General features: G+C 69.1%; 18 protein-coding genes. 11 read left to right on the top strand and 7 right to left on the bottom strand.

Annotated elements, in window-relative coordinates; all coding sequences use genetic code 11:
- Positions 1 to 12: 12 nt before the first annotated feature.
- On the bottom strand, positions 13 to 1,713 hold the full coding sequence (locus L0H79_RS03920; protein WP_301483238.1) for an AMP-binding protein: 1,701 nt from the start codon (positions 1,711 to 1,713) through the stop codon (positions 13 to 15).
- Between the two features lie 384 nt (positions 1,714 to 2,097).
- Here L0H79_RS03920 and L0H79_RS03915 point away from each other — a divergent pair, with 384 nt between their 5' ends.
- The 8 genes from L0H79_RS03915 to L0H79_RS03880 all read left to right on the top strand — a co-directional run bounded on the left by L0H79_RS03915 (position 2,098) and on the right by L0H79_RS03880 (position 10,499).
- Positions 2,098 to 3,615 (top strand): ABC transporter substrate-binding protein, encoded by a 1,518-nt coding sequence (locus L0H79_RS03915; protein WP_301483237.1) that lies wholly within the window; start codon positions 2,098 to 2,100, stop codon positions 3,613 to 3,615.
- A gap of 27 nt (positions 3,616 to 3,642) precedes the next feature.
- The gene (locus L0H79_RS03910) at positions 3,643 to 4,587 is read left to right on the top strand and encodes an ABC transporter permease (protein ID WP_301483252.1); all 945 of its coding nucleotides are present in this window, start codon (positions 3,643 to 3,645) and stop codon (positions 4,585 to 4,587) included.
- A 104-nt stretch (positions 4,588 to 4,691) separates the two neighbouring features.
- Positions 4,692 to 5,504 (top strand): ABC transporter permease, encoded by an 813-nt coding sequence (locus L0H79_RS03905; RefSeq protein WP_301483251.1) that lies wholly within the window; start codon positions 4,692 to 4,694, stop codon positions 5,502 to 5,504.
- On the top strand, positions 5,501 to 6,454 hold the full coding sequence (locus tag L0H79_RS03900) for an ABC transporter ATP-binding protein (RefSeq protein WP_301483236.1): 954 nt from the start codon (positions 5,501 to 5,503) through the stop codon (positions 6,452 to 6,454). Before L0H79_RS03905 ends, L0H79_RS03900 begins: the two co-directional genes overlap by 4 nt.
- Complete coding sequence (locus tag L0H79_RS03895) at positions 6,451 to 7,347, top strand: ATP-binding cassette domain-containing protein (protein ID WP_301483235.1); 897 nt, start codon at positions 6,451 to 6,453, stop codon at positions 7,345 to 7,347. Before L0H79_RS03900 ends, L0H79_RS03895 begins: the two co-directional genes overlap by 4 nt.
- Positions 7,348 to 7,554: 207 nt before the next feature.
- Positions 7,555 to 9,042: an amidase gene (locus L0H79_RS03890; RefSeq protein WP_301483234.1), complete on the top strand. Its 1,488-nt coding sequence runs from the start codon at positions 7,555 to 7,557 to the stop codon at positions 9,040 to 9,042.
- On the top strand, positions 9,039 to 9,800 hold the full coding sequence (locus L0H79_RS03885; protein WP_301483233.1) for a FadR/GntR family transcriptional regulator: 762 nt from the start codon (positions 9,039 to 9,041) through the stop codon (positions 9,798 to 9,800). The genes L0H79_RS03890 and L0H79_RS03885 overlap by 4 nt, the downstream gene beginning before the upstream one ends.
- 300 nt (positions 9,801 to 10,100) lie before the next feature.
- The gene (locus tag L0H79_RS03880) at positions 10,101 to 10,499 is read left to right on the top strand and encodes an SRPBCC domain-containing protein (RefSeq protein WP_301483232.1); all 399 of its coding nucleotides are present in this window, start codon (positions 10,101 to 10,103) and stop codon (positions 10,497 to 10,499) included.
- Positions 10,500 to 10,604: 105 nt separating this feature from the next.
- Here L0H79_RS03880 and L0H79_RS03875 read toward each other — a convergent pair whose 3' ends face one another.
- The 3 genes from L0H79_RS03875 to L0H79_RS03865 all read right to left on the bottom strand — a co-directional run bounded on the left by L0H79_RS03875 (position 10,605) and on the right by L0H79_RS03865 (position 12,962).
- Complete coding sequence (locus L0H79_RS03875) at positions 10,605 to 11,555, bottom strand: universal stress protein (protein ID WP_301483231.1); 951 nt, start codon at positions 11,553 to 11,555, stop codon at positions 10,605 to 10,607.
- Positions 11,556 to 11,703: 148 nt separating this feature from the next.
- Complete coding sequence (locus L0H79_RS03870) at positions 11,704 to 12,381, bottom strand: DUF2397 family protein (RefSeq protein WP_301483250.1); 678 nt, start codon at positions 12,379 to 12,381, stop codon at positions 11,704 to 11,706.
- A 104-nt stretch (positions 12,382 to 12,485) separates the two neighbouring features.
- Positions 12,486 to 12,962 carry a DUF2397 family protein gene (locus L0H79_RS03865; protein ID WP_301483230.1) on the bottom strand — a complete coding sequence of 159 codons (477 nt, stop codon included), beginning with the start codon at positions 12,960 to 12,962 and terminating at the stop codon, positions 12,486 to 12,488.
- Positions 12,963 to 13,195: 233 nt separating this feature from the next.
- Here L0H79_RS03865 and L0H79_RS03860 point away from each other — a divergent pair, with 233 nt between their 5' ends.
- The 3 genes from L0H79_RS03860 to L0H79_RS03850 are packed head-to-tail and all read left to right on the top strand — an operon-like array spanning position 13,196 to position 15,514.
- Complete coding sequence (locus tag L0H79_RS03860) at positions 13,196 to 14,227, top strand: thiamine pyrophosphate-dependent dehydrogenase E1 component subunit alpha (RefSeq protein ID WP_301483229.1); 1,032 nt, start codon at positions 13,196 to 13,198, stop codon at positions 14,225 to 14,227.
- 10 nt (positions 14,228 to 14,237) lie between these two features.
- Positions 14,238 to 15,284 (top strand): alpha-ketoacid dehydrogenase subunit beta, encoded by a 1,047-nt coding sequence (locus L0H79_RS03855; protein ID WP_301483228.1) that lies wholly within the window; start codon positions 14,238 to 14,240, stop codon positions 15,282 to 15,284.
- The gene (locus tag L0H79_RS03850) at positions 15,281 to 15,514 is read left to right on the top strand and encodes a lipoyl domain-containing protein (protein ID WP_301483227.1); all 234 of its coding nucleotides are present in this window, start codon (positions 15,281 to 15,283) and stop codon (positions 15,512 to 15,514) included. The genes L0H79_RS03855 and L0H79_RS03850 overlap by 4 nt, the downstream gene beginning before the upstream one ends.
- Positions 15,515 to 15,573: 59 nt before the next feature.
- Here the strand turns inward: L0H79_RS03850 and L0H79_RS03845 are convergent, their stop codons facing one another.
- The 3 genes from L0H79_RS03845 to L0H79_RS03835 all read right to left on the bottom strand — a co-directional run bounded on the left by L0H79_RS03845 (position 15,574) and on the right by L0H79_RS03835 (position 18,536).
- Positions 15,574 to 17,031, bottom strand: a complete 1,458-nt coding sequence (locus tag L0H79_RS03845; protein WP_301483226.1) for an MFS transporter — start codon at positions 17,029 to 17,031, stop codon at positions 15,574 to 15,576.
- A gap of 23 nt (positions 17,032 to 17,054) precedes the next feature.
- The gene (locus L0H79_RS03840; RefSeq protein WP_301483225.1) at positions 17,055 to 17,435 is read right to left on the bottom strand and encodes a hypothetical protein; all 381 of its coding nucleotides are present in this window, start codon (positions 17,433 to 17,435) and stop codon (positions 17,055 to 17,057) included.
- A gap of 90 nt (positions 17,436 to 17,525) precedes the next feature.
- Positions 17,526 to 18,536 (bottom strand): aldo/keto reductase family protein, encoded by a 1,011-nt coding sequence (locus tag L0H79_RS03835; protein ID WP_301483224.1) that lies wholly within the window; start codon positions 18,534 to 18,536, stop codon positions 17,526 to 17,528.
- Positions 18,537 to 18,589 lie beyond the last annotated feature (53 nt).

Genomic DNA, 18,589 nt, shown 5'->3' with positions numbered 1-18,589 from the left:
TCCTCGACTCGCTCAGGGCTTCGCCAGCGCCGCGACGGCAGCGCTGCGGCTGGTGGCATAGTCGACCTTCCCGGCGGCGGTACGCGGGATGCGGTCGACGACGGCCATCCGGCGGGGCAACTTGTAGTCGGCCAGGTGACGACGGACATGCTCGCCGAGGGTCCCCTGGTCGAGCTCGGCGTCTGCACGCAGCACGACGACCGCGACGACGACCTGCCCGAACCGTTCGTGAGGCAGGCCGACCACGGCGGCGTCCAGGACCGACGGGTGGGTCCGCACGACGTCCTCCACCTCTTGGGGGAAGACCTTCTCGCCACCGGTGTTGATCACCGAGTTGCCCCGGCCGAGCAGCCGGATGGACCCGTCGGGCTCCACCTCGCCGCTGTCACCGGTGACGCAGTAGCGACGCCCGTCGATGGTGACCCACGTCGATGCGCTCTTCGAGGAGTCGTTGTAGTAGCCGTCGGCGAGGTGGCCGCTGATGAGCAGGGCTCCACGGTCTTCGGGCAGAGCGGGCTGGAGCAGGGCACCGTGCTCGTCCATGAGATGGAGCCGCTCACTCGCCTCGATGACGCCGGACTCGGGCACCTGACCCGGCCGAGAGTAGGTCTGTACCCCCCGCAGCGCCTCGGACGAGCCGTAGTTGTCGCACAGCAGGACCCATGGCAGGCGGTCGAGGAATCCTTGCCGGACCCGCTGTGACCAGACCGAGCCGGCCGAGATGATCAGCTCCAGGTGGTGCAGGTTGTAGGCCGGGCCGTTGGCCTCGAGCTCGGCGAGCAGCGGACGTGCAAAGGCGTCGCCGACAATGACAGCTGCGTTGACCTGGTGCTCGCTCAGCGTCTGGAGCATGGCCGGGGCCGAGAACCGCTGCGCGGCGGTCGTCTCGACGGCCCAGCCCTCGTTCATCAACGACAGGCCGGTGAACAGGCCGGTGGCGTGCATCAGCGGGCAGGCGACGTACAGCCGCTTGCCGCCTCGCTCGAGCTGCCGGACCAGACCGTCGAGATCATCGACCGCCGGCTTGTTCTGGTAGAAGTTCGTGGCCCCACCCAAGGCAGAGATCACGGTGTCCTGGCGCCAGAGCACACCCTTGGGCAGACCGGTGGTTCCGCCGGTGTACTGCAGAAGCGCGTCGTCCCCACTCAGCCCGGGCGGGTCGGCCAGGGGCCCACCACTGGTCGCAACCTGCTCGTAGGAGTGAGCCCACTCCGGGACCTGCGGCACGCTCGTGCGGGCAACCGAGGCAGGCCCTGCGCCGAAGGGGTCCTCGAGCGCGATGAAGTGACCGACTCGAGGCAGGTCGGGCCGCGCGCCGTCGACGACTTCGGTCAGCGACGTGTGGAAGATCAGCGCCTCGGCGTCGCCGTTCGTCAGCACGTGCACGACTTCGTCGTGGCCGTAGCGATAGTTGACGTTGAGTGGCGTCAGCGCCGCCTTGAAGCATCCGACGTAGGCCTCGATGTACTGCGGGCAGTTGCGCAGCAACACGGCCACCTTCGCCTGTCGCGGCAGACCAAGGCTCAGCAGGTGCGCAGCGACCGCATCGCTGCGGCGGTCGAACTGCGCCCACGTCGTGACGTGATCACCCTGGACCTGACAGGGCAGATCCGGAAGCTCGCGCGCGATGGCGCGATAGATCTCAGCGTAGTTCCACACGGTCCTACCGATCTTCGAGGTCGTCGTCGGCGATGCGCGGCCCGAGCTGCTCACCGGCTTCACCTCCCTGGTCCCCACCCTCCGGATGGTCCCTTCGTAGGGATGCTCTCGCCACGGATGCTCTCGCTGCGAGCCGGAGGCTGTGAGCATCGCAGGACGATGACGGAGGCTTGACTCTGCCGTCACACTAATGACAGCCTTCCATGCACGCAACTAGGCCTGCTGGTCTGACCGGTGAACCACCACCGCTAGAGCGTGAGTACAGCGCCAGGACGGGAATTCTTGGGACGACGAACGATCGCGAGACTGACTGGTGACGGCGTAGGCCACGAGGCCCCGACCTCGTAGGATCGGCAACGACCGATCGGGTGGCTGAGACGGTCATCGCCCGTCGCGCGGAGCCCACGGCCTCGATGCCCACCCCGGAAAGATGAGGACATGCCCAATCTGAGGAAGATCGCCGCCAGCGGCACCGCCGCAGGCCTAGCAGTGCTCCTCACCGCGTGCAACGCGGGCGCAGGCAGCAGCCCGTCGGCTGGCGCGGGCGGAGGGTCGAGCGCAACGACCGCAGCGATCGCCTTCGCGCTGGAGCCGGAGAATCTGGACTTCACCCGGACCGACGGGGCAGCAATACCCCAGGTGCTGCTGACCAATGTCTACGAGGGTCTGGTGGAGCTCGACCAGGACGGCAAGATCGTGCCGCTGCTGGCCGAGTCGTGGAAGGTGAGCACGGACCGGAAGTCGTACACGTTCGAACTCCGCAAGGGCGTCACCTTCAGCAACGGCTCCCCGTTCGATGCATCGACAGTGAAGTTCAGCATCGACCGCGTGAAGAAGGACTGGACGATCTCGCTCAAGAAGGCCATGGACGTCGTCGACACCGTCACGGTCGACTCCCCGACCAGGGTGACCGTCAAGCTGTCCCGACCCAGCAACGACTGGCTCTTCAAGATGACGACGCGGATCGGGGCGATGATGAGCCCCGACGGGGTGGCTGACCTCGCGAACAAGCCGGTCGGCACCGGACCGTACACCGTCGCCAGATGGGTGCGCGGGGACTCGATCACCCTCAAGGCCCGCCCTGGCTACTGGGGCACCGAGCCGGCCATGTCAACTGTCGTCTTCCGCTACTTCAAGGACCCCACCGCCTCGACAAACGCCCTGCTGAGCGGGGGGATCGACGCCATCGGCAACGTCGCGGCGCCAGACTCGCTGATCCGGTTCGAGAGCGACCCGACGTTCAAGATCATCGAAGGTACCTCGAACGGTGAGGTCACTCTGTCGATGAACAACAAGTCCAAGGCGTTCGGTGACAAGCGGGTCCGCCAGGCCGTCCGCTACGCCCTGGACCACCAGGCCATCCTCGACACCGCGTGGGCAGGGCGGGGGACGCTGATCGGTGCCCCGGTGCCTCCGACCGACCCGTGGTACGAGGACCTCACCGGGCTCTTCCCGCATGACCCGCAGAAGGCGAGGAACCTGCTCGCCGAGGCCGGCAAGACCGACCTCACGGTGCGGCTCCGCCTGCCCAACGTTGCCTATGCTCTCTCGGCCGGTCAGGTCGTCAAGTCCCAGCTCGCCGACGTCGGCATCACCGCCGACATCGACGTGCTGGAGTTCCCGGCACGGTGGTTGGACCTCGTCTTCAACAAGCACGACTACGACATGTCGATCATCAACCACGTCGAGCCGCGGGACATCGCCAACTACGCGAATCCCGACTACTACTTCGGCTACGACAGCCCCAAGGTGCAAAGCCTCATGGCCGCTGCTGATGAAGGCACGCCGGAGCAGCAGGTGGCCGACCTCAGGGCGGCAGCCCGGCAGATCTCCGAGGACGCCGCCGCCGACTGGCTCTTCCTCTTCCCGTACCTGGTCGTCGCGAGGGCCAACCTGCAGGGCCTGCCGAAGAACGGGATCACCGAGTCGTTCGACGTCACCGGGCTGAGCCGGTAGCGGGATAGGCGGATCACAGCAATGGACATGCTCAAGTACGTCGGCACCCGATTCGTCATCTTCGTTGTCAGCATCTTCGTCGCGTCGGTGGTCGTCTTCGGCTTCATGGCGGTGCTGCCCGGCGACCCGGCGGTGGTGGCCCTCGGGGTCAACGCAAGCCCCGATGCGGTAGCCGCGCTCCGAGCCGAGTTCGGCACCGATCGGCCCTTGGCCGTCCAGTACCTCGACTGGGTGGGCGGCCTGCTCACGGGCGACTTCGGGACCTCCTACGTGACGCGGAACCCGATCGGCCCCATCATTTCGGACCGCCTGGCGGTCACGAGCTGGCTCGTGCTCTGCGCCATGGCCGTCGCCCTGGTGACCGCGCTCCCGCTCGGCACCTTGTCGGCGTTGCGCCATCGCAAGGCCAGCGGGCTGGCGATCTCCTTCGGCAGCCAGATCGGCATCGCCATCCCAGCCTTCGTGATGGGTATCGCGCTGGTCTACGTGTTCGCGGTGTGGCTGCGGGTGCTGCCATCCGGGGGTTGGGTCGTTCCAATCCAGGACCCTGGCGGTTTCATCCAACACCTCGTGCTCCCCGTGCTTTCCCTGGGGCTCGTCCAGGGGGCGATCCTCACTCGGTATGTGCGCTCGGCGACGCTCGACGTGATGCGCGAGGACTACATCCGCACCGCCCGGTCCAAGGGGCTGAGCGGCCTGCCGATCGTGACCCGACACATCCTGCGCAACTCCTCCATCCCGGTGGTGACCGTGCTCGGGCTGCAGCTGACGACGTTGCTCATCGGTGCCGTCGTCATCGAACGGGTGTTCGTCGTCCCCGGGTTGGGCAGCCTGCTGCTCGACTCGGTGGCCAACCGCGATCTGCTCACCGTCCAAGGCGTGGTGATGGTCCTCGTGCTCGCAGCACTGATCATCAACTTCGTCGTCGATATCCTCTACACCGTTCTCGACCCACGGCTCAGGAGTTCGTGATGACCGACCTCGTGCCCCCCGCCGAGCCCACGGCGCCCACCGAAAGCCCAGTCGCGCAGCCAGAGATCGTGACCGAGGCGACAGCCGGAAGGCCCCGCCGACCGATGGGGCCCCTGTTCATCACGGGGGCCGTCCTCGTCGGCGTCGTCATGGCCGCGGCCCTGATCTCGTTCGTCTGGACCCCCTACAACCCGATCAAGGTCGACGCCGCAGCCCGACTGCAGAGCCCCAATGCCGAACACTGGCTCGGCACGGACAAGTTCGGCCGCGACATCTTCAGTCAGATCCTCGTCGGTGCTCGCACGACGCTGTACGTGGGTGTCATCGCGGTCGGGCTGGCCTCGATCATCGGCACGCCCTTGGGGATCTTCGCGGGCATGTCGAATCGGGGTTGGCTCACTGAGCTCGTCATGCGCGCCAACGACCTGCTGCTCGCCTTCCCCGCCCTGCTGCTCGCCATCATGTTCGGCGCCGTGTTCGGCGCCAGCACGCTGACTGCGATGATCGCCATCGGCATCGCGACGATCCCATCCTTCGCGCGGCTGGCCCGCAGCGGGACGTTGCAGGTCATGTCCACCGAGTATGTCCTCGCGGCGCGAATCGCCGGCCGGAAGCCGATCGCCATCGCCTGGCGTCACGTGCTACCCAACGTCTTCGGGTTGCTGATCGTCCAGGGCTCGGTGTCCTTCGCCATCGCTGTCCTGGCCGAGGCCGCGCTGTCCTACCTCGGCTTCGGAACCGCCCCGCCCACACCGTCGTGGGGACGGATGCTGCAGGAGGCCCAAGAGCAGATCTTCACCCTACCGATCATCCTGCTCTGGCCGGCGTTGGCCATCGCCGTTGCGGTGCTGGGCTTCAACCTGCTGGGCGACGGGCTGCGGGACCGCTTCGACCCGAGGCTGGAGGACCGGCGATGACCGTCGTCACCAGCAGCCGCCCTGAGGGCGTCACCATGAAGGAGCCGGCCCTCGTGGTCGAGGGGCTCAACGTCGGGACGGGCTCGACCCGGCTCGTCAAGAACATCTCGTTCACCATCCGGGCCGGCGAGCGGGTCGGGCTCATCGGAGAGTCCGGTTCAGGCAAGTCCCTGACCGTGACCTCGATCATGGGTCTGCTCGGCGAGGGGCTCACGGCGACCGGCTCCATCCGAATGGCCGGCGTGCCGCACGACCTGGTGGATGCCACTCAGAAGCAGTTCGCCGCATTGCGTGGTCGACAGGTCGCCATGGTGTTCCAGGAGCCCATGACGGCGCTCAACCCGACCATGCGCGTCCTCGACCAGGTGGCCGAAGGGATGCTCGCGCACGGCACGGCTCCGGGCAAGAGGCAGGCGCGCGAAGCCGCCCTCGACCTGCTACGGAAGGTGCAGCTGCCCGATCCCGAGCGAGCGGCGAAGGCCTATCCGCACCAGATGTCAGGAGGACAGCGCCAGCGGGTCGTGCTGGCGATCGCGCTGGCCAACGACCCGATGCTGTTGCTGTGCGATGAGCCGACGACGGCCCTCGACGTCACCGTTCAGGCCCAGATGCTGCAGCTCATCCTCAGTGGCGTGCGCGAACGTGGGTCGGCGCTGCTGTTCATCACCCACGACTTGGCCGTCGTCGCCACCATCTGCGAACGCCTGCTCGTCATGTACGGCGGCCGGATCGTCGAAGCGGGCCCGGTGCAGAGGGTCCTCTCGGCCCCACAGCACCCCTATACCCGCGGCCTGCTCGAGGCGTCGGAGCTGGACGCCTCCGACGAGAACGGCCGGCTCCCGACGATGAGCGACCACGTGCGCGCCCAGTCGGTCTACACCCAGGACCCGGAATGGATCGGCGATCCTGAGGATGGCTACGCGAAGGTGATCCTGGGAGGTGCCGCATGACCGCCGCGACCGAGCACACCAAGGCTGACACGGCGAGCGACGGCGACCCGTTGGTCGTCGTGCGGGATCTCACCCGGATATTCCGACGTCCGAGGCAGTCCTTCCGAGGGCCGGTGCCGACCGTGACGGCGCTCGACGGCGTGACCTTCGACATCCAGCGAGGAGAGCGGTTCGGGATCGTCGGTGAGTCCGGCTCGGGCAAGTCCACCCTCATCCGGATCATGTCCGGGCTCGACCAGCCCACCTCAGGCTCGATCCTGTTCGACGGCAAGCAGATCACCGGTCGGAAGGAACGCGACCTGACCTTCCTGCGTGAAGAGCTCCAGTTCGTCTTCCAGGACCCGATGGGCTCCCTCAACCCCAGGATGCGGGTCCGCGACATCATCGCCGAGCCCCTGGTCGCTCGAGGCAAGCGGAACAACCGCGCACGCGTCGTCGAGCTGCTCCAGGCGGTGGGGTTGCCGGCTACGGCAGCCGACCGATTTCCACACCAGTTCTCCGGGGGCCAACGACAACGGATCTCGATCGCTCGCGCTCTCGCACCCAGTCCCAAGGTGCTGGTCGCGGACGAACCGGTCAGCGCGCTGGACGTCTCCGTACAGGCACAGATCCTCAACCTGCTCGCGGACTTGGTCGACGAGTACAACCTGACCCTCGTGTTCGTATCGCACGACCTGGCTGTGGTGCGACGGGTCTGCGACACGGTCGCGGTCCTGCACCATGGCGACCTGGTCGAGCATGGGCCGACCGAGCAGATCTACACCCAGCCTTCTCAGGCCTACACCCGCCGACTCATCGCGGCGGCTCCGACGATCAAGAAGGCGCTCGGTGGCGTCGATGCCGCTGCCTTGGCGGAGGGCATGATCCACGTCGGTGCCGACCCGGCAGACTGAGCTGCGTCCAGATCCTGCTCCTCGACAGCGGCTCGGGCTCGTGCCTCAGTGGCAGGAGCTGTTCTTCGACCAGCGCTACAGCGAGACGCCGCCTACTGGTCAGGCCAGTGCGCTGCGCCACCGTCGAGGGTACGGTGTGTTCACGTAAGTTCACGTAGCCGGAACGTCGAGTCTCACGCACCCGACCCCGGCCGAGGGATGGGAAGCATGACCCGGAAAGTGCGTCGCCCGCCGGACCTGCCTGACGCGCCCGATCGGGCGCCCTCACGATGTCGCCCGGCCGGGCTCGACGCCACCGAGCTGCTGGCGGCGTATACGACCGGTGACCTCTCTCCCGTCGAGGTGGTTCAGGACATCTGCGCGCTGATCGCCGAACGCGAGCCGGAGCTCAACGCATTCTGGGTCCATGATCCCGAGCATGCCCTCGAGGAAGCCCGCGCCAGCGAGCACCGGTGGTCTGTGGGCAGGCCGCTTGGTCCCCTCGACGGGGTCCCGGTCACGGTGAAGGAGAACCTTGCCCGAAGCGGGATTCCGATGCCGGCGGGTACCGCGGGGGTCGTCCCGATCGTTCCGAGACGAAACTGTCCCGTCGTCGATCGGATCCAGGAGAGTGGAGGGGTCATCCTGGGCTCGACCGTCATGCCCGACTGGGGCATGCTCTCTTCCGGGGTGTCGAGCCTGCACGGGATCACGCGCTCGCCCTGGGACCCGAGCCTCACGACCGGCGGGTCGAGCTCAGGCGCCGGAGCAGCAGCGGCGGGTGGGTATGGTCCGCTGCACGTCGGCACCGACATCGGTGGCTCCGTTCGCCTACCCGGCACGTGGCTCGGGCTGACGACGCTCAAGCCGAGCTTCGGCCGCGTGCCCCTCTCGGCCCCCTACCTCGGCCGAGTGGCCGGGCCGATCACTCGCAGTGCTCGCGATGCAGCGCTGCTGCTCGGAGTCATCTCGCGGGCCGACCCACGGGACTGGACGAGCCTGCCGGCGCAGGAGCTCCGGCTGGACGATGTCGTCGCCGACCCACCGCTGGAGTCGGTCGAGGGCCTGCGGATCGGCCTGCATCTCGACGCCGGAGCCGGCCTGCCACTCGATCCGGAAGTTCGGGCCGCCGTGGCGCAGGCTGCGGCGCTGTTCGAACGAGCCGGCGCACGCGTGGAACAAGTCCCACCCTTCATCAACGAGGGGACTCTGACCGACCTCGACCAGTTCTGGCGAGTCCGATCGTTGGTCGACCTCGAGGCACTCCCAGCCAAACGGCAGCAGCGTGTCCTGCCATTCATTCGACGGTGGGTCACCGCAGCCGCTGAAGTCGACGGCCGCCGGGTGCTGCGCGACTACTCGTCCATCATGTCGCTGCAGAAGGCAACGACTCGCGCGACCGAACAATTCGACTTCGTGCTGTCCCCGGTCGCCCCCGTTGCCTCGTTCCCCGCCGAACACCCGATGCCCTGGGGGGAGACCGACCTCGGGATGGCCCACATCGGCTACACCGTCCCGTTCAGCATGTCGGGTCAGCCGGCTGCGACGACCAACTGCGGCTTCACCGCCGACGGCCGGACGATCGGCCTACAGGTCAGTGGTCGGCGCTTCGACGACGTCGGTGTGCTGCGAGCTGTCAACTGGTACGAGCACCATCGTCCAGCTGGGACAGCCCCTGTCTGGCCCATCCCCGCCCGCGAGTGGGAGCGGACATGATCCAGGACGCGCTCCGCTTCGAGCGCGTCCAGCCGGTCCGCTTGTACGAACGGATCGTCGAGCAGATCGAGGGCGCGATCACACGGGGTGAGCTGCGGCCAGGTGAGCGCCTGCCGAGCGAACGCGAGCTCGTCGTCCAGTTCGGCACAAGCCGCGCGACGGTACGCGAAGCGCTGCGCGTCCTGGAGAGTACGGGCGTCGTGCGTTCCCGGCCGGGTGATCCGCGGGGGCCGGAGATCCTGGAGATCGACGCCGAGTCGCTGCGTAGGCCACTGGCGCGACTGGCTGGGGCGGCGCGGCTCAGCCTCGGCCAACTCATCGTGTCCAGGATGATGCTCGACTCGACGGCAAACCAGCTGGCGGCCCAGCTGCGCACCGACGAGCAGCTCGTCTGGATCGAACGGGCGGTCGACACGATGCGCACCGCCCTCGACGAAGGCGAGGAGGCATTCAGCAAGGCCGACATGGCTTTCCACGAGCTCATCACGTGCGTCGCAGGCAACCCGCTGATAAAGCTGGGCCACGCGGCCGTGCGGGACACCGTCCTCGCGCTCATCTCCAACACGATCACGGACGCAGCAGACAGCCGTGTCGTCATGCAACGCTCCCTCGCACACCACGAGGAAGTGCTCGATGCGATCCGGGCGGGCGACGGTCCTCGTGCTGCTCACGCCTCACTCCGGAGCCTGTACGAGTACTACTCCGGGTCCGTACCCGAGACCGAGCGCGCCGCCCTGAAAGCCATGCTCCCCGACTGACACGAACCGGTGCCACCGGTACTCGGGAGCCGAGTGGCGAGCCCTTACCGGACCGATCTGTCCATGAGGATGCGTCCGGTGAGGGAACCGGCTGGCCCCCCCTGCGTGTGCGTGCCGTCGACCGGCTGGGGTCACGGGGCCGGTTCCGTTCGGGTGAGGTGACCAGCATCCGATCACGACGTCCGCCGGGTCGAAACTCACGGCTGGAAAGGATTGATCTTGACCGCATTCCTTGGTCTATTGGATACGTCAGATGGGTCTGGCCCATCAGGGACCGGACCGCGCGACCGGAGGTTGTCCATGACCAGTACGACGGAGTCCATTCCCGACGAAGCGCAGTCCCGGGCGGTGCACGTCACCCAGGTCGTCCCGGCGCCGATCGGTCAGGTATGGCAACACCTGATCAGCGTCGATGGCACGCAGGCACTGCTCGGCGCAGGCGCACAGCTCGGCAGCAAGGGTGAGTCCTGGCACAGCGACGAAGGCCGGCACGGCGTCGTCCGCTCCTACCACCCCCTCGAACAGATCCGGGTCTCCTGGCACGCCGACGATGCCGCGCCGGCCTCGCTCGTCGACGTGCAGATCGCTCCCGATGGTGACGGGACACGCATCGACCTCGTCCACGAGCATGCGGACGATCCAGGACTCCACGCGTACTGGGTCGGCGTGCTAGGCCGATTCGCCTCCGGGCTCGGCTGAGACCATCTGAGCTGTATGCCGCTCACCGAGCGGTAGTTCGCCGCTGGCCTCCGAACGGGGGGCCAGCGGGAGGGTGCGCGGCGCACCTGGCCAGGTGGAGCAGGGTCAGTGCACGACCATGACGGGGCAGAGTGCCTCGTGGATGACGGTGTGGCTGACCGAACCGAGCAGCAGCCCGCCGAAGCCGCCTCGACCGCGCGAGCCGACCACGATCAGGCCGGCGTCAAAGCCGAGATCGGCGAGTGCGTGCCCCGGCGCGCCGGAGAGCGCCTCGAACTCGACCGACAACGTCGGCTGGGTCACCTCGATGATCGCCCTGGCCTCCTGGAGCCATCCCTGCGCCTGGTCACGTGCCTCGCGGTCATGGCGACCCTTCTCCGGCGGGTCGGAGTATGCCTCAGCTTCGGCTTCTGCGGCCTTCGCGACGGCTACGACGTGCAACGGCGCCTGAGAGCGGGCGGCGATGTCGGCGGCCTGCGCGAGCGCCCTGGATGACTCGGGCGATCCGTCGATCCCGACGATGACTCGGCATTCCGGTCCGGGATGCGGCGGCAGCGATCCATCCTCGCTCGCGGTCCGCACCACGATGGCCGGGCAGTGGGCGTGCGCGGTGACGGCATACGAGGTGGACCCCAGCAGGCCGGACAGAAGTCGCCCGCGACCCCGGCTGCCAGTCACGACGAAGTCTGCCTGCCTCGATGCCTCGACGAGCTGTCCCGCCGGGGTGCCCAGGGCACGCACCCCGCTGACCCGGCCCTCGCCAAGCACCGCAGTCGCCCGCTCCACCCCCTGCTGCAGGATGTTGCGACCTGCCGTGCCGGGCAGTCCCGCGGCAGCGGCAGACCCGACGGGCGAGCCTCCGACGGGGTAGGACCCCGCAGGATCGAGCGCGGAGGTGCCAGGGCTCCAGTAGACGTCGAGGCAGTGCAGGACGCTCAGGTGCAGCCCCTGTCGCAGAGCCGACTCGGCGGCCCAGTCGAGGGCGATCTTCGCCCCGTCCGAGGCGTCCCAGCCCACGACGATGCCACGCACCTCGTCCTTCGACGGCTCACTCATCCCGATCTCCATTTCTCGGCCGGGCCACCATGGCACGGGACGGCCGCTTGGTCACATCATGGCGCAACTGGCCTCGCGCAACAGCCCTCAACCCTCGGTCATCTCCTTTTCGAGCCTGCCTCGTGCGGATCGAACATGCGGCGGGCGCCTAGCCACCGGTCAGTTCCCCGCAGCGACTCAGCACGAGGTCGAGCAGGGCCTCGCGTGCCGCGTCACTGAGCCGGACCCGCTCGAGCCGGCCCCGGTGTCGGGCGATCTCGGCGACGGCGCGCCGCCGCGCCTCCTCGCGGCGGGCGTGCTCGGCGCGCCGCCGCGCCTCCTCGCGCCGGGCGTGCTCGGCGAGCCGACGCTGCTTGGCCTCGGTGAAGTCCTCGGCGCGGCCGCTGCGGCCGGCGATGCGGCGTTGGCCGGTCTCGCGGAGCATCACCGGCACCTGCGCCCGCGGCCCGGCCAGCCATGATGTCGTCGGGGGCGTGTGCTCGTCGGCCTCGGTCACCGCGAACCCGACGTGGCGGCTCGGGTCGAGCCCGAAGACGCTCGCCCACAGCGCGTGCGCGGTCGCGTCGTCGGCCTCGTCGAACCAGTGCACCAAGCGCAGCAGCTCGGCATATCGGCCATGCTCGCGCTCGGCGCCGGCGACGATGCGGCGCAGGTTGAGCAGCAGGGAACGCATCGCCTCGGTGGCGAGGGCGCGCAGGGCGTCGGCGATCTGCGGCATGTGACGGCTGATCTCGTCGACGAAGCGCTGCAGGTAGTCGAGCAGCACCGTCTTGAAGGCCTGGAACTCGGCCCGCTCGATGTCGTACCTCGTGAGCACCTGGGTCAGGTAGGTGTAGAGCTCGTCGCGTGCTGTGCACGAGCCGGTCGAACTGGGCGAATACCGTCACGATGCTGCGGGCGACGTCGTCGGGCTCGGCGGTCACGAGCGGCTCACCACGCAGGTCGAGGAGCGAGCGCAGACCGGCCAGGATCGCGCCGAGCATCTCGCTGCTGACCTCGGCCGCGGCCTCGGTGTGCCCGAGCAGCTCGTCGACGTGTCGCTGGACGATCTCGCCCCCGTTGGGTCAGCTGGTAGCGGGCACGGTTGCGCAGGTAGGCCTGCAGGCTGCGGGCCTCGGTCTCGCGGGGGCTGCGCGCGAGGTTGCCGTGCTCGACGAGGTAGGAGAGGCGCGCATCAACGGTGTCCTCGTCGAGGTCGAGGCCGAGCTCGTGGAGGGCCTCGGCGACCTCGGCGGTCGACTGGTCGGACAACAGCCCGGAGATGGCGCCGGTGAACAGGCGCATGATCGCGATGTAGCTCTCGGCCTCGTCGTTGACGGCGTAGCGGAGGGCCTCGAGGCGAGCCCGGTCGACACAACGGACGTCGACAGGGGTCTCCGGGCGCCACCCGATGCTGCCGTACCTCATGGTGAGCATCCTCACGCCCTGTAGCCCCCTGTACACCAAGCGAATCCCGTATGCCGCTCACCTCGTGGGATCAGCTCGGTTTCCCGCCTGCTCCCACTCCCTTTCGACGCCCGGTCTGCCTAGGCTGGAGTTCGGCCGGCGGGCGTCCCGGGGCCCGCGCTGGCCAACGCGGAGCGCCGCGCAGCCGGTGCGGGCGGCTCACCCACCCGGCCCCGGGGAACTGGAGACCCGTCATGACGACAGAGACCGAGTCGCCGGGCTCGGTGCGCGCCGACTCCGGCCAGCAGCACCTCGACGGCGCGACCCGCGTCGGGCTCTACGAGACGATGGTGCTCTGCCGCACCTTCGAGGAGGCGATCCTGCGCGAGTACCACGCGGACAAGGGCCCGGGCTTCGACATCGGCAAGGGCCTGATCCCCGGGGAGATGCACCTGTCGGCCGGACAGGAGCCGGTGGCCGCCGGCGTCTGCGCCCACCTGACCACGGACGACGCCCTGACCGCCACGCACCGCCCGCACCACCTGGCCATCGCGCACGGCATGGGCCTGCGGGCCATGGCCGCCGAGATCTTCGGCCGCGAGACCGGGCTCGGGCGGGGTCGCGGCGGGCACATGCACCTGTTCGACCCGGCCACGCACTTCTCCTGCTCGGGGATCGTCGCCGAGGGCTACCCGCCGGCGCTCGGGCAGGCCTTCGCGTTCAAGCGTCAGGGCACGGACCGGATCGCGGTCGCCGTCGCCGGCGAGGGTGCCTCCAACAGCGGCGCCTTCCACGAGTCGATCAATCTCGCAGCGATGTGGACCCTGCCCGTCGTCTTCGTCGTGGAGGACAACGACTGGGCCATCTCCGTACCCAGGGATGCCGCCACCGCGGTCAAGTCCAACGCGACCCGGGCCGTGGCCTACGACATCCCGGGCGAGCGCATCGAGGGCAACGACGTCGAGGCGACGTGGGCCGCCGCCAAGCGGGCCGTCGCCCGCGCTCGGGCCGGCGAGGGACCCTCGCTGATCGAGGTGCACACGCTGCGGCTCTGGGGGCACTTCGAGGGGGACGCCCAGGGCTACCGGCCCGAGCTGGCCGAGGTGCCGTCATACGACCCGATCCCGCGCTACGAGCAGATCCTGCGCGCGGCCGGGCTGCTCGACGACGACGCTGTCGCGCGCGCCGCCGCCACGGCCAAGGAGAAGGTCGAGGACGCCGTCGACTTCGCCAAGAACAGTCCCTTGCCCGACCCGGCGTCGGCCACGTCCTATGTGTTCGCGTGAGGAGACGACCATGACCATCACCGACACCACCACCCCCGCCGCCGGAGCCACGAGCAGGCGGCTCACGACCGCCAAGGCGATGGTCGACGCGATCGCCCAGGAGATGGAGCGCGACCCGTCCGTGGTCTACCTCGGCGAGGACGTCGGCGCCTACGGCGGCATCTTCAGCTCGACCACCGGGCTGCTCGATCGGTTCGGTCCGGACCGGGTCCTCGACACGCCCATCTCCGAGACCGCCTTCATCGGTCTGGGGATCGGTGCCGCCGTCGAGGGCATGCGCCCGATCGTGGAGCTGATGTTCGCCGACTTCATGGGCGTCTGCCTCGACCAGATCTACAACCACATGGCCAAGATCCACTTCGAGTCCGGCGGCAACGTCACGGTGCCCATGGTGCTCACGACCGCGGTCGGCGGCGGCTACTCGGACGGCGCGCAGCACTCGCAGTGCCTGTGGGGCACCTTCGCCCACCTGCCCGGGATGAAGGTCGTCGTGCCGAGCAACCCGGCCGACGCCAAGGGCCTGATGACCGCGGCGATCCGCGACGACAACCCGGTCGTCTACATGTTCCACAAGGGGGTCATGGGGCTGCCGTGGATGGCGAAGAACCCACGGGCCACCGCCGCCGTGCCGGACGGGGAGCACGTCGTGCCGATCGGGAAGGCGGCAGTGGCACGGGAGGGCTCGGACGTCACGGTCGTCACGGTCTCGCTGTCGGTCCACCACGCCCTGGACGTTGCCGAGAAGCTCGCCGGTGAGGACATCAGCGTCGAGGTGCTCGACCTGCGCAGCCTCGTCCCGTTGGACCGCGAGGCGATCCTCGCCTCGGTGGCCAAGACGGGCCGGCTGGTCGTCGTCGACGAGGACTACCTGTCGTTCGGCATGTCCGGCGAGGTCGTCGCGACGGTCACCGACCACGACCCGACGATGCTCAAGGCGCCGGTGCAGCGGGTGGCCGCGCCCGACGTCCCGATCCCCTACTCCCACGTGCTCGAGTACGCGGTGCTGCCGCGGCCGGAGCGGATCGAGGCGGCGGTGCGCCAGGCGGTGACCGGATGACGGACGTCCTCTTCCCGGCGCTGTCCAAGGAGTCACCCGAGGCCGAGGGTGTGCTCTCCACGTGGTTCGTCGCCGACGGGTCCGCCGTCGCCGCCGACCAGCTGATCGCCGAGGTGCAGGTCGACAAGGTCTCAGCCGAGCTGCTCGCCCCGGTCGCCGGGACGATCCGCCTGCTGGTCGACGAGGAGGCGGTCGTCAAGCAAGGAACGCCGGTCGCCACGATCGACTGAAGAGCCCATCACGGATGCCGCTCAGCCGGCGAGCGCACGCAGGCTGAGCGGCATACGTCTCACACCGCTCCGCCGCGGATCGCGGGGCCGGGCGGGTCCTGGTGTGGTCGGCGCCGGCCCAGCCCGATCTCGTCACACGTCGACGGGTTGCGCACGAGCAGCCACGACACCGCCGCGCCGGCTGCCAGCAGCACGACGTTGATCCACATGCTCGCGGTGTAGGCCTGCGCGAACTGGGTCGGCTGGTGGTAGGCGTCGCCCCCGATCCCCACCACCGCCGGCAGCGCGGCGACCGCCAGCAGCGAACCGGCCCGGGCCACGGCGTTGTTGACGCCGCTCGCGACGCCGGCCAACCGGTCCGGCACCGCGGCCAGGACCGTCGCCGTGAGCGGCGCCACGAGGATGCACAGTCCCAGCCCGAAGATGCTGACGCCCGGCAGGATCCGCGTCCAGTAGCTCGACCCGGCGCCGACCCCGGCGAGCAACGCGACACCCACCGCGCAGACGAGCGGCCCGATCGTCATGGGCAGGCGAGGCCCGATCCGGGTCCCGATCTCCCCGCCCTTGCCGGCCAGCAGCAGCATGAGGATCGTCACCGGCAGGGTGGCCAGCCCCGCTGCGAGCGGCCCGTACCCGAGGACGATCTGCAGCTGGAGGACGAGGAAGAACATGACTGCCCCGAGCGCGGCATAGACCAGCAGGGTCATCAGGTTCGCCGCGGTGAACACCCGCGACGCGAAGATGCTCGGTCGCAGCATCGGGCTCGGCACGCGTCGTTCGACGAGGACGAAGGCGACCCCGAGCAGCACGCCCACGACGACGAGCACGGCGGTCCACAGGGCGCCGAGCACCTGTGCCTCGATCAGGCCGTAGGTCGCCACGGCGAGCGCCGCGGTTGCCAGCCCGGCGCCCAGCACGTCGAAGCGGCCGGTCGCCTTCGTGTCGTGGCTCTCGGGCACCGACCGGCTCACCCAGACCGTGGCCGCGGCGATCGGCAGGTTGATCAGGAAGACCCAGCGCCAGCTCGCGAACTGGATCAGCCAACCGCCGACGAAAGGACCGATGGCAGAGGCGATTCCGCTCACCCCGGACCACGTGCCGATGGCCTTGGCCCGGTCGCGCTCGATGAAGGAGGCCTGGATCAGCGCGAGGCTGCCCGGCGTCAACAACGCTCCCCCGACACCCTGCACGAGCCGGGCCCCGATGAGCTGCCCAGGGCTCTGGGCAACCCCGCACGCCGCCGACGCGAGGGCGAACGCGACGACGCCGACGACGAAGACCCGTCGCCGGCCGTACCGGTCGCCGAGGGAGCCGCCGAGCAGGATGAGCGAGGCCAGGGTCAGCAGGTAGCCGTTGGTCACCCACTGCAAGTCCTGCAGGCTCGCCCCGAGGTCGCGCCCGATCGACACCAGAGCGACGTTGACGACGGTACCGTCGAGCAACGCCATTCCCGAGCCGAGGACGGCCGCCGTGAGGACCGCTCGGCCGGGACGCGAGCCGAGGTCGACGCCGGACACCTCAGCAGTCTGCCACCCGGCACTCAGCCCGCGGCAGGGCGCCGCGATTCAAGCACGATCCCGGCGGCGATGAGGGCGGCCCCCACGGCCAGCCAGGGCCACGGGCTCCAGGCGTCGACGCAGGACATGGAGTCTGGCCCGGTCGTGCACACCATGCCTGGCCCACCGCGGTTGAGGAACGCCACATACAGCAGCGGCAAGCCGGCACCCGAGACCAGTCCGGCAAGTCCGCGACGACCCCACGCCTTCAGAACGAGCAACGTCAACACGACCGAACCGGCCAGGACGAACATGCCGATCGTGGCCAGGCCCAGCACGCCGAAGGCGTACCCGGCGCCCACCAGGCCCCACGACGCAAACGCCAGCCAGTGGGCCGGACTCGAGCTCGGACCGGATGTGGTCACACCGCCAGTCTCCGACACGGGCCGCCGGCTGGCCAGCCCACCACGTGCTGAGCCGACCGGCCGAGCGAAGCCGGCTCAGCGGCATACGAATCAGGCGACCCGACCCTTGGGAGCGAGCTCCGCGGTCCTGCGGGGGTCGCGCTCGACGACGTCACCGAGCGCCTCGTCGATCCGTTCGAGAGCAGCGCTCTCGAGCCTCACACCGGCCGCCTTGACGTTCTCGGACACCTGCCCCGGGCGGGAGGCGCCGACGAGCGCGGTGGCGACGTTGGGGTTCTGCAGGACCCATGCGACGGCGAGCTGCGCCAAGGTCAGGCCCGCCTCGTCGGCGACCGGGCGCAGGCGCTGGACGGCCTCGAGCACGTCGTCGCGCATGAAGCGTCTGACGAAGTGGGCGCCGCCCTTCTCGTCGGTTGCGCGGGAGCCGGCCGGCGGCGGCTGTCCCGGCTGGTACTTGCCCGTGAGGACTCCCTGGGCGATCGGGCTGAAGACGACCTGCGAGAGGCCGAGCTTCTCGCAGGTCGGCACGACCTGCGGCTCGATGACGCGCCAGAGCATCGAGTACTGCGGCTGGTTCGAGACGATCTGGAAGCCGAGCTCCCTTGACAACCGGACGCCTTCGCGGATCTGCTCGGCCGTCCACTCGCTGACGCCGATGTAGAGCGCCTTGCCCTGCCGGACGAGGTCGGCGAAGGCCTGCATCGTCTCCTCGAGCGGTGTCTCCACGTCGTAGCGGTGTGCCTGGTAGAGGTCGACGTAGTCGGTCTGCAGCCGCCGCAGGGACCCGTCGATCGAGGCCATGATGTGCTTGCGGGACAGTCCGGTGTCGTTCTTGCCGCCGGGACCGGTCGGCCAGTACACCTTCGTGAAGATCTCCAGGCTCTCGCGGCGTTCGCCCTTGAGCGCGTCCCCGAGGACCGTCTCGGCGGCCGTGTTCGCGTAGGTGTCCGCCGTGTCGAACGTCGAGATCCCCGCGTCGAGCGCGGCACGGACGCACTGGGTGGCCACGTCGTTCTCGACCTGCGAGCCGTGGGTCAGCCAGTTGCCGTAGGTGATCTCGGAGATCTTGAGGCCGCTGTTGCCGAGGTATCGGTATTCCATGGCAGCCACCGTATGCCGCCCACCCACGGCGCGGTCGACCGGCGCTGCCGGCC

The organism is Intrasporangium sp. (assembly GCF_030452765.1).
Lineage (GTDB): Bacteria > Actinomycetota > Actinomycetes > Actinomycetales > Dermatophilaceae > Intrasporangium_A.
The sequence above is the reverse complement of the archived record's forward strand: the minus strand, read 5'-3'. Positions and strand labels throughout refer to the sequence as shown.

Bases quoted from the DNA above. Each gene is read 5' to 3' on its own strand.
- L0H79_RS03875 (WP_301483231.1), bottom strand. From the start codon at position 11,555: ATGAGTGAGCCGTCGAAGGACGAGGTGCGTGGCATCGTCGTGGGCTGG.
- L0H79_RS03900 (WP_301483236.1), top strand. From the start codon at position 5,501: ATGACCGTCGTCACCAGCAGCCGCCCTGAGGGCGTCACCATGAAGGAG.
- L0H79_RS03885 (WP_301483233.1), top strand. From the start codon at position 9,039: ATGATCCAGGACGCGCTCCGCTTCGAGCGCGTCCAGCCGGTCCGCTTG.
- L0H79_RS03855 (WP_301483228.1), top strand. From the start codon at position 14,238: ATGACCATCACCGACACCACCACCCCCGCCGCCGGAGCCACGAGCAGG.
- L0H79_RS03915 (WP_301483237.1), top strand. From the start codon at position 2,098: ATGCCCAATCTGAGGAAGATCGCCGCCAGCGGCACCGCCGCAGGCCTA.
- L0H79_RS03895 (WP_301483235.1), top strand. From the start codon at position 6,451: ATGACCGCCGCGACCGAGCACACCAAGGCTGACACGGCGAGCGACGGC.
- L0H79_RS03890 (WP_301483234.1), top strand. From the start codon at position 7,555: ATGACCCGGAAAGTGCGTCGCCCGCCGGACCTGCCTGACGCGCCCGAT.
- L0H79_RS03835 (WP_301483224.1), bottom strand. From the start codon at position 18,536: ATGGAATACCGATACCTCGGCAACAGCGGCCTCAAGATCTCCGAGATC.
- L0H79_RS03880 (WP_301483232.1), top strand. From the start codon at position 10,101: ATGACCAGTACGACGGAGTCCATTCCCGACGAAGCGCAGTCCCGGGCG.
- L0H79_RS03865 (WP_301483230.1), bottom strand. From the start codon at position 12,962: ATGAGGTACGGCAGCATCGGGTGGCGCCCGGAGACCCCTGTCGACGTC.
- L0H79_RS03910 (WP_301483252.1), top strand. From the start codon at position 3,643: ATGCTCAAGTACGTCGGCACCCGATTCGTCATCTTCGTTGTCAGCATC.
- L0H79_RS03905 (WP_301483251.1), top strand. From the start codon at position 4,692: ATGGGGCCCCTGTTCATCACGGGGGCCGTCCTCGTCGGCGTCGTCATG.
- L0H79_RS03860 (WP_301483229.1), top strand. From the start codon at position 13,196: ATGACGACAGAGACCGAGTCGCCGGGCTCGGTGCGCGCCGACTCCGGC.
- L0H79_RS03850 (WP_301483227.1), top strand. From the start codon at position 15,281: ATGACGGACGTCCTCTTCCCGGCGCTGTCCAAGGAGTCACCCGAGGCC.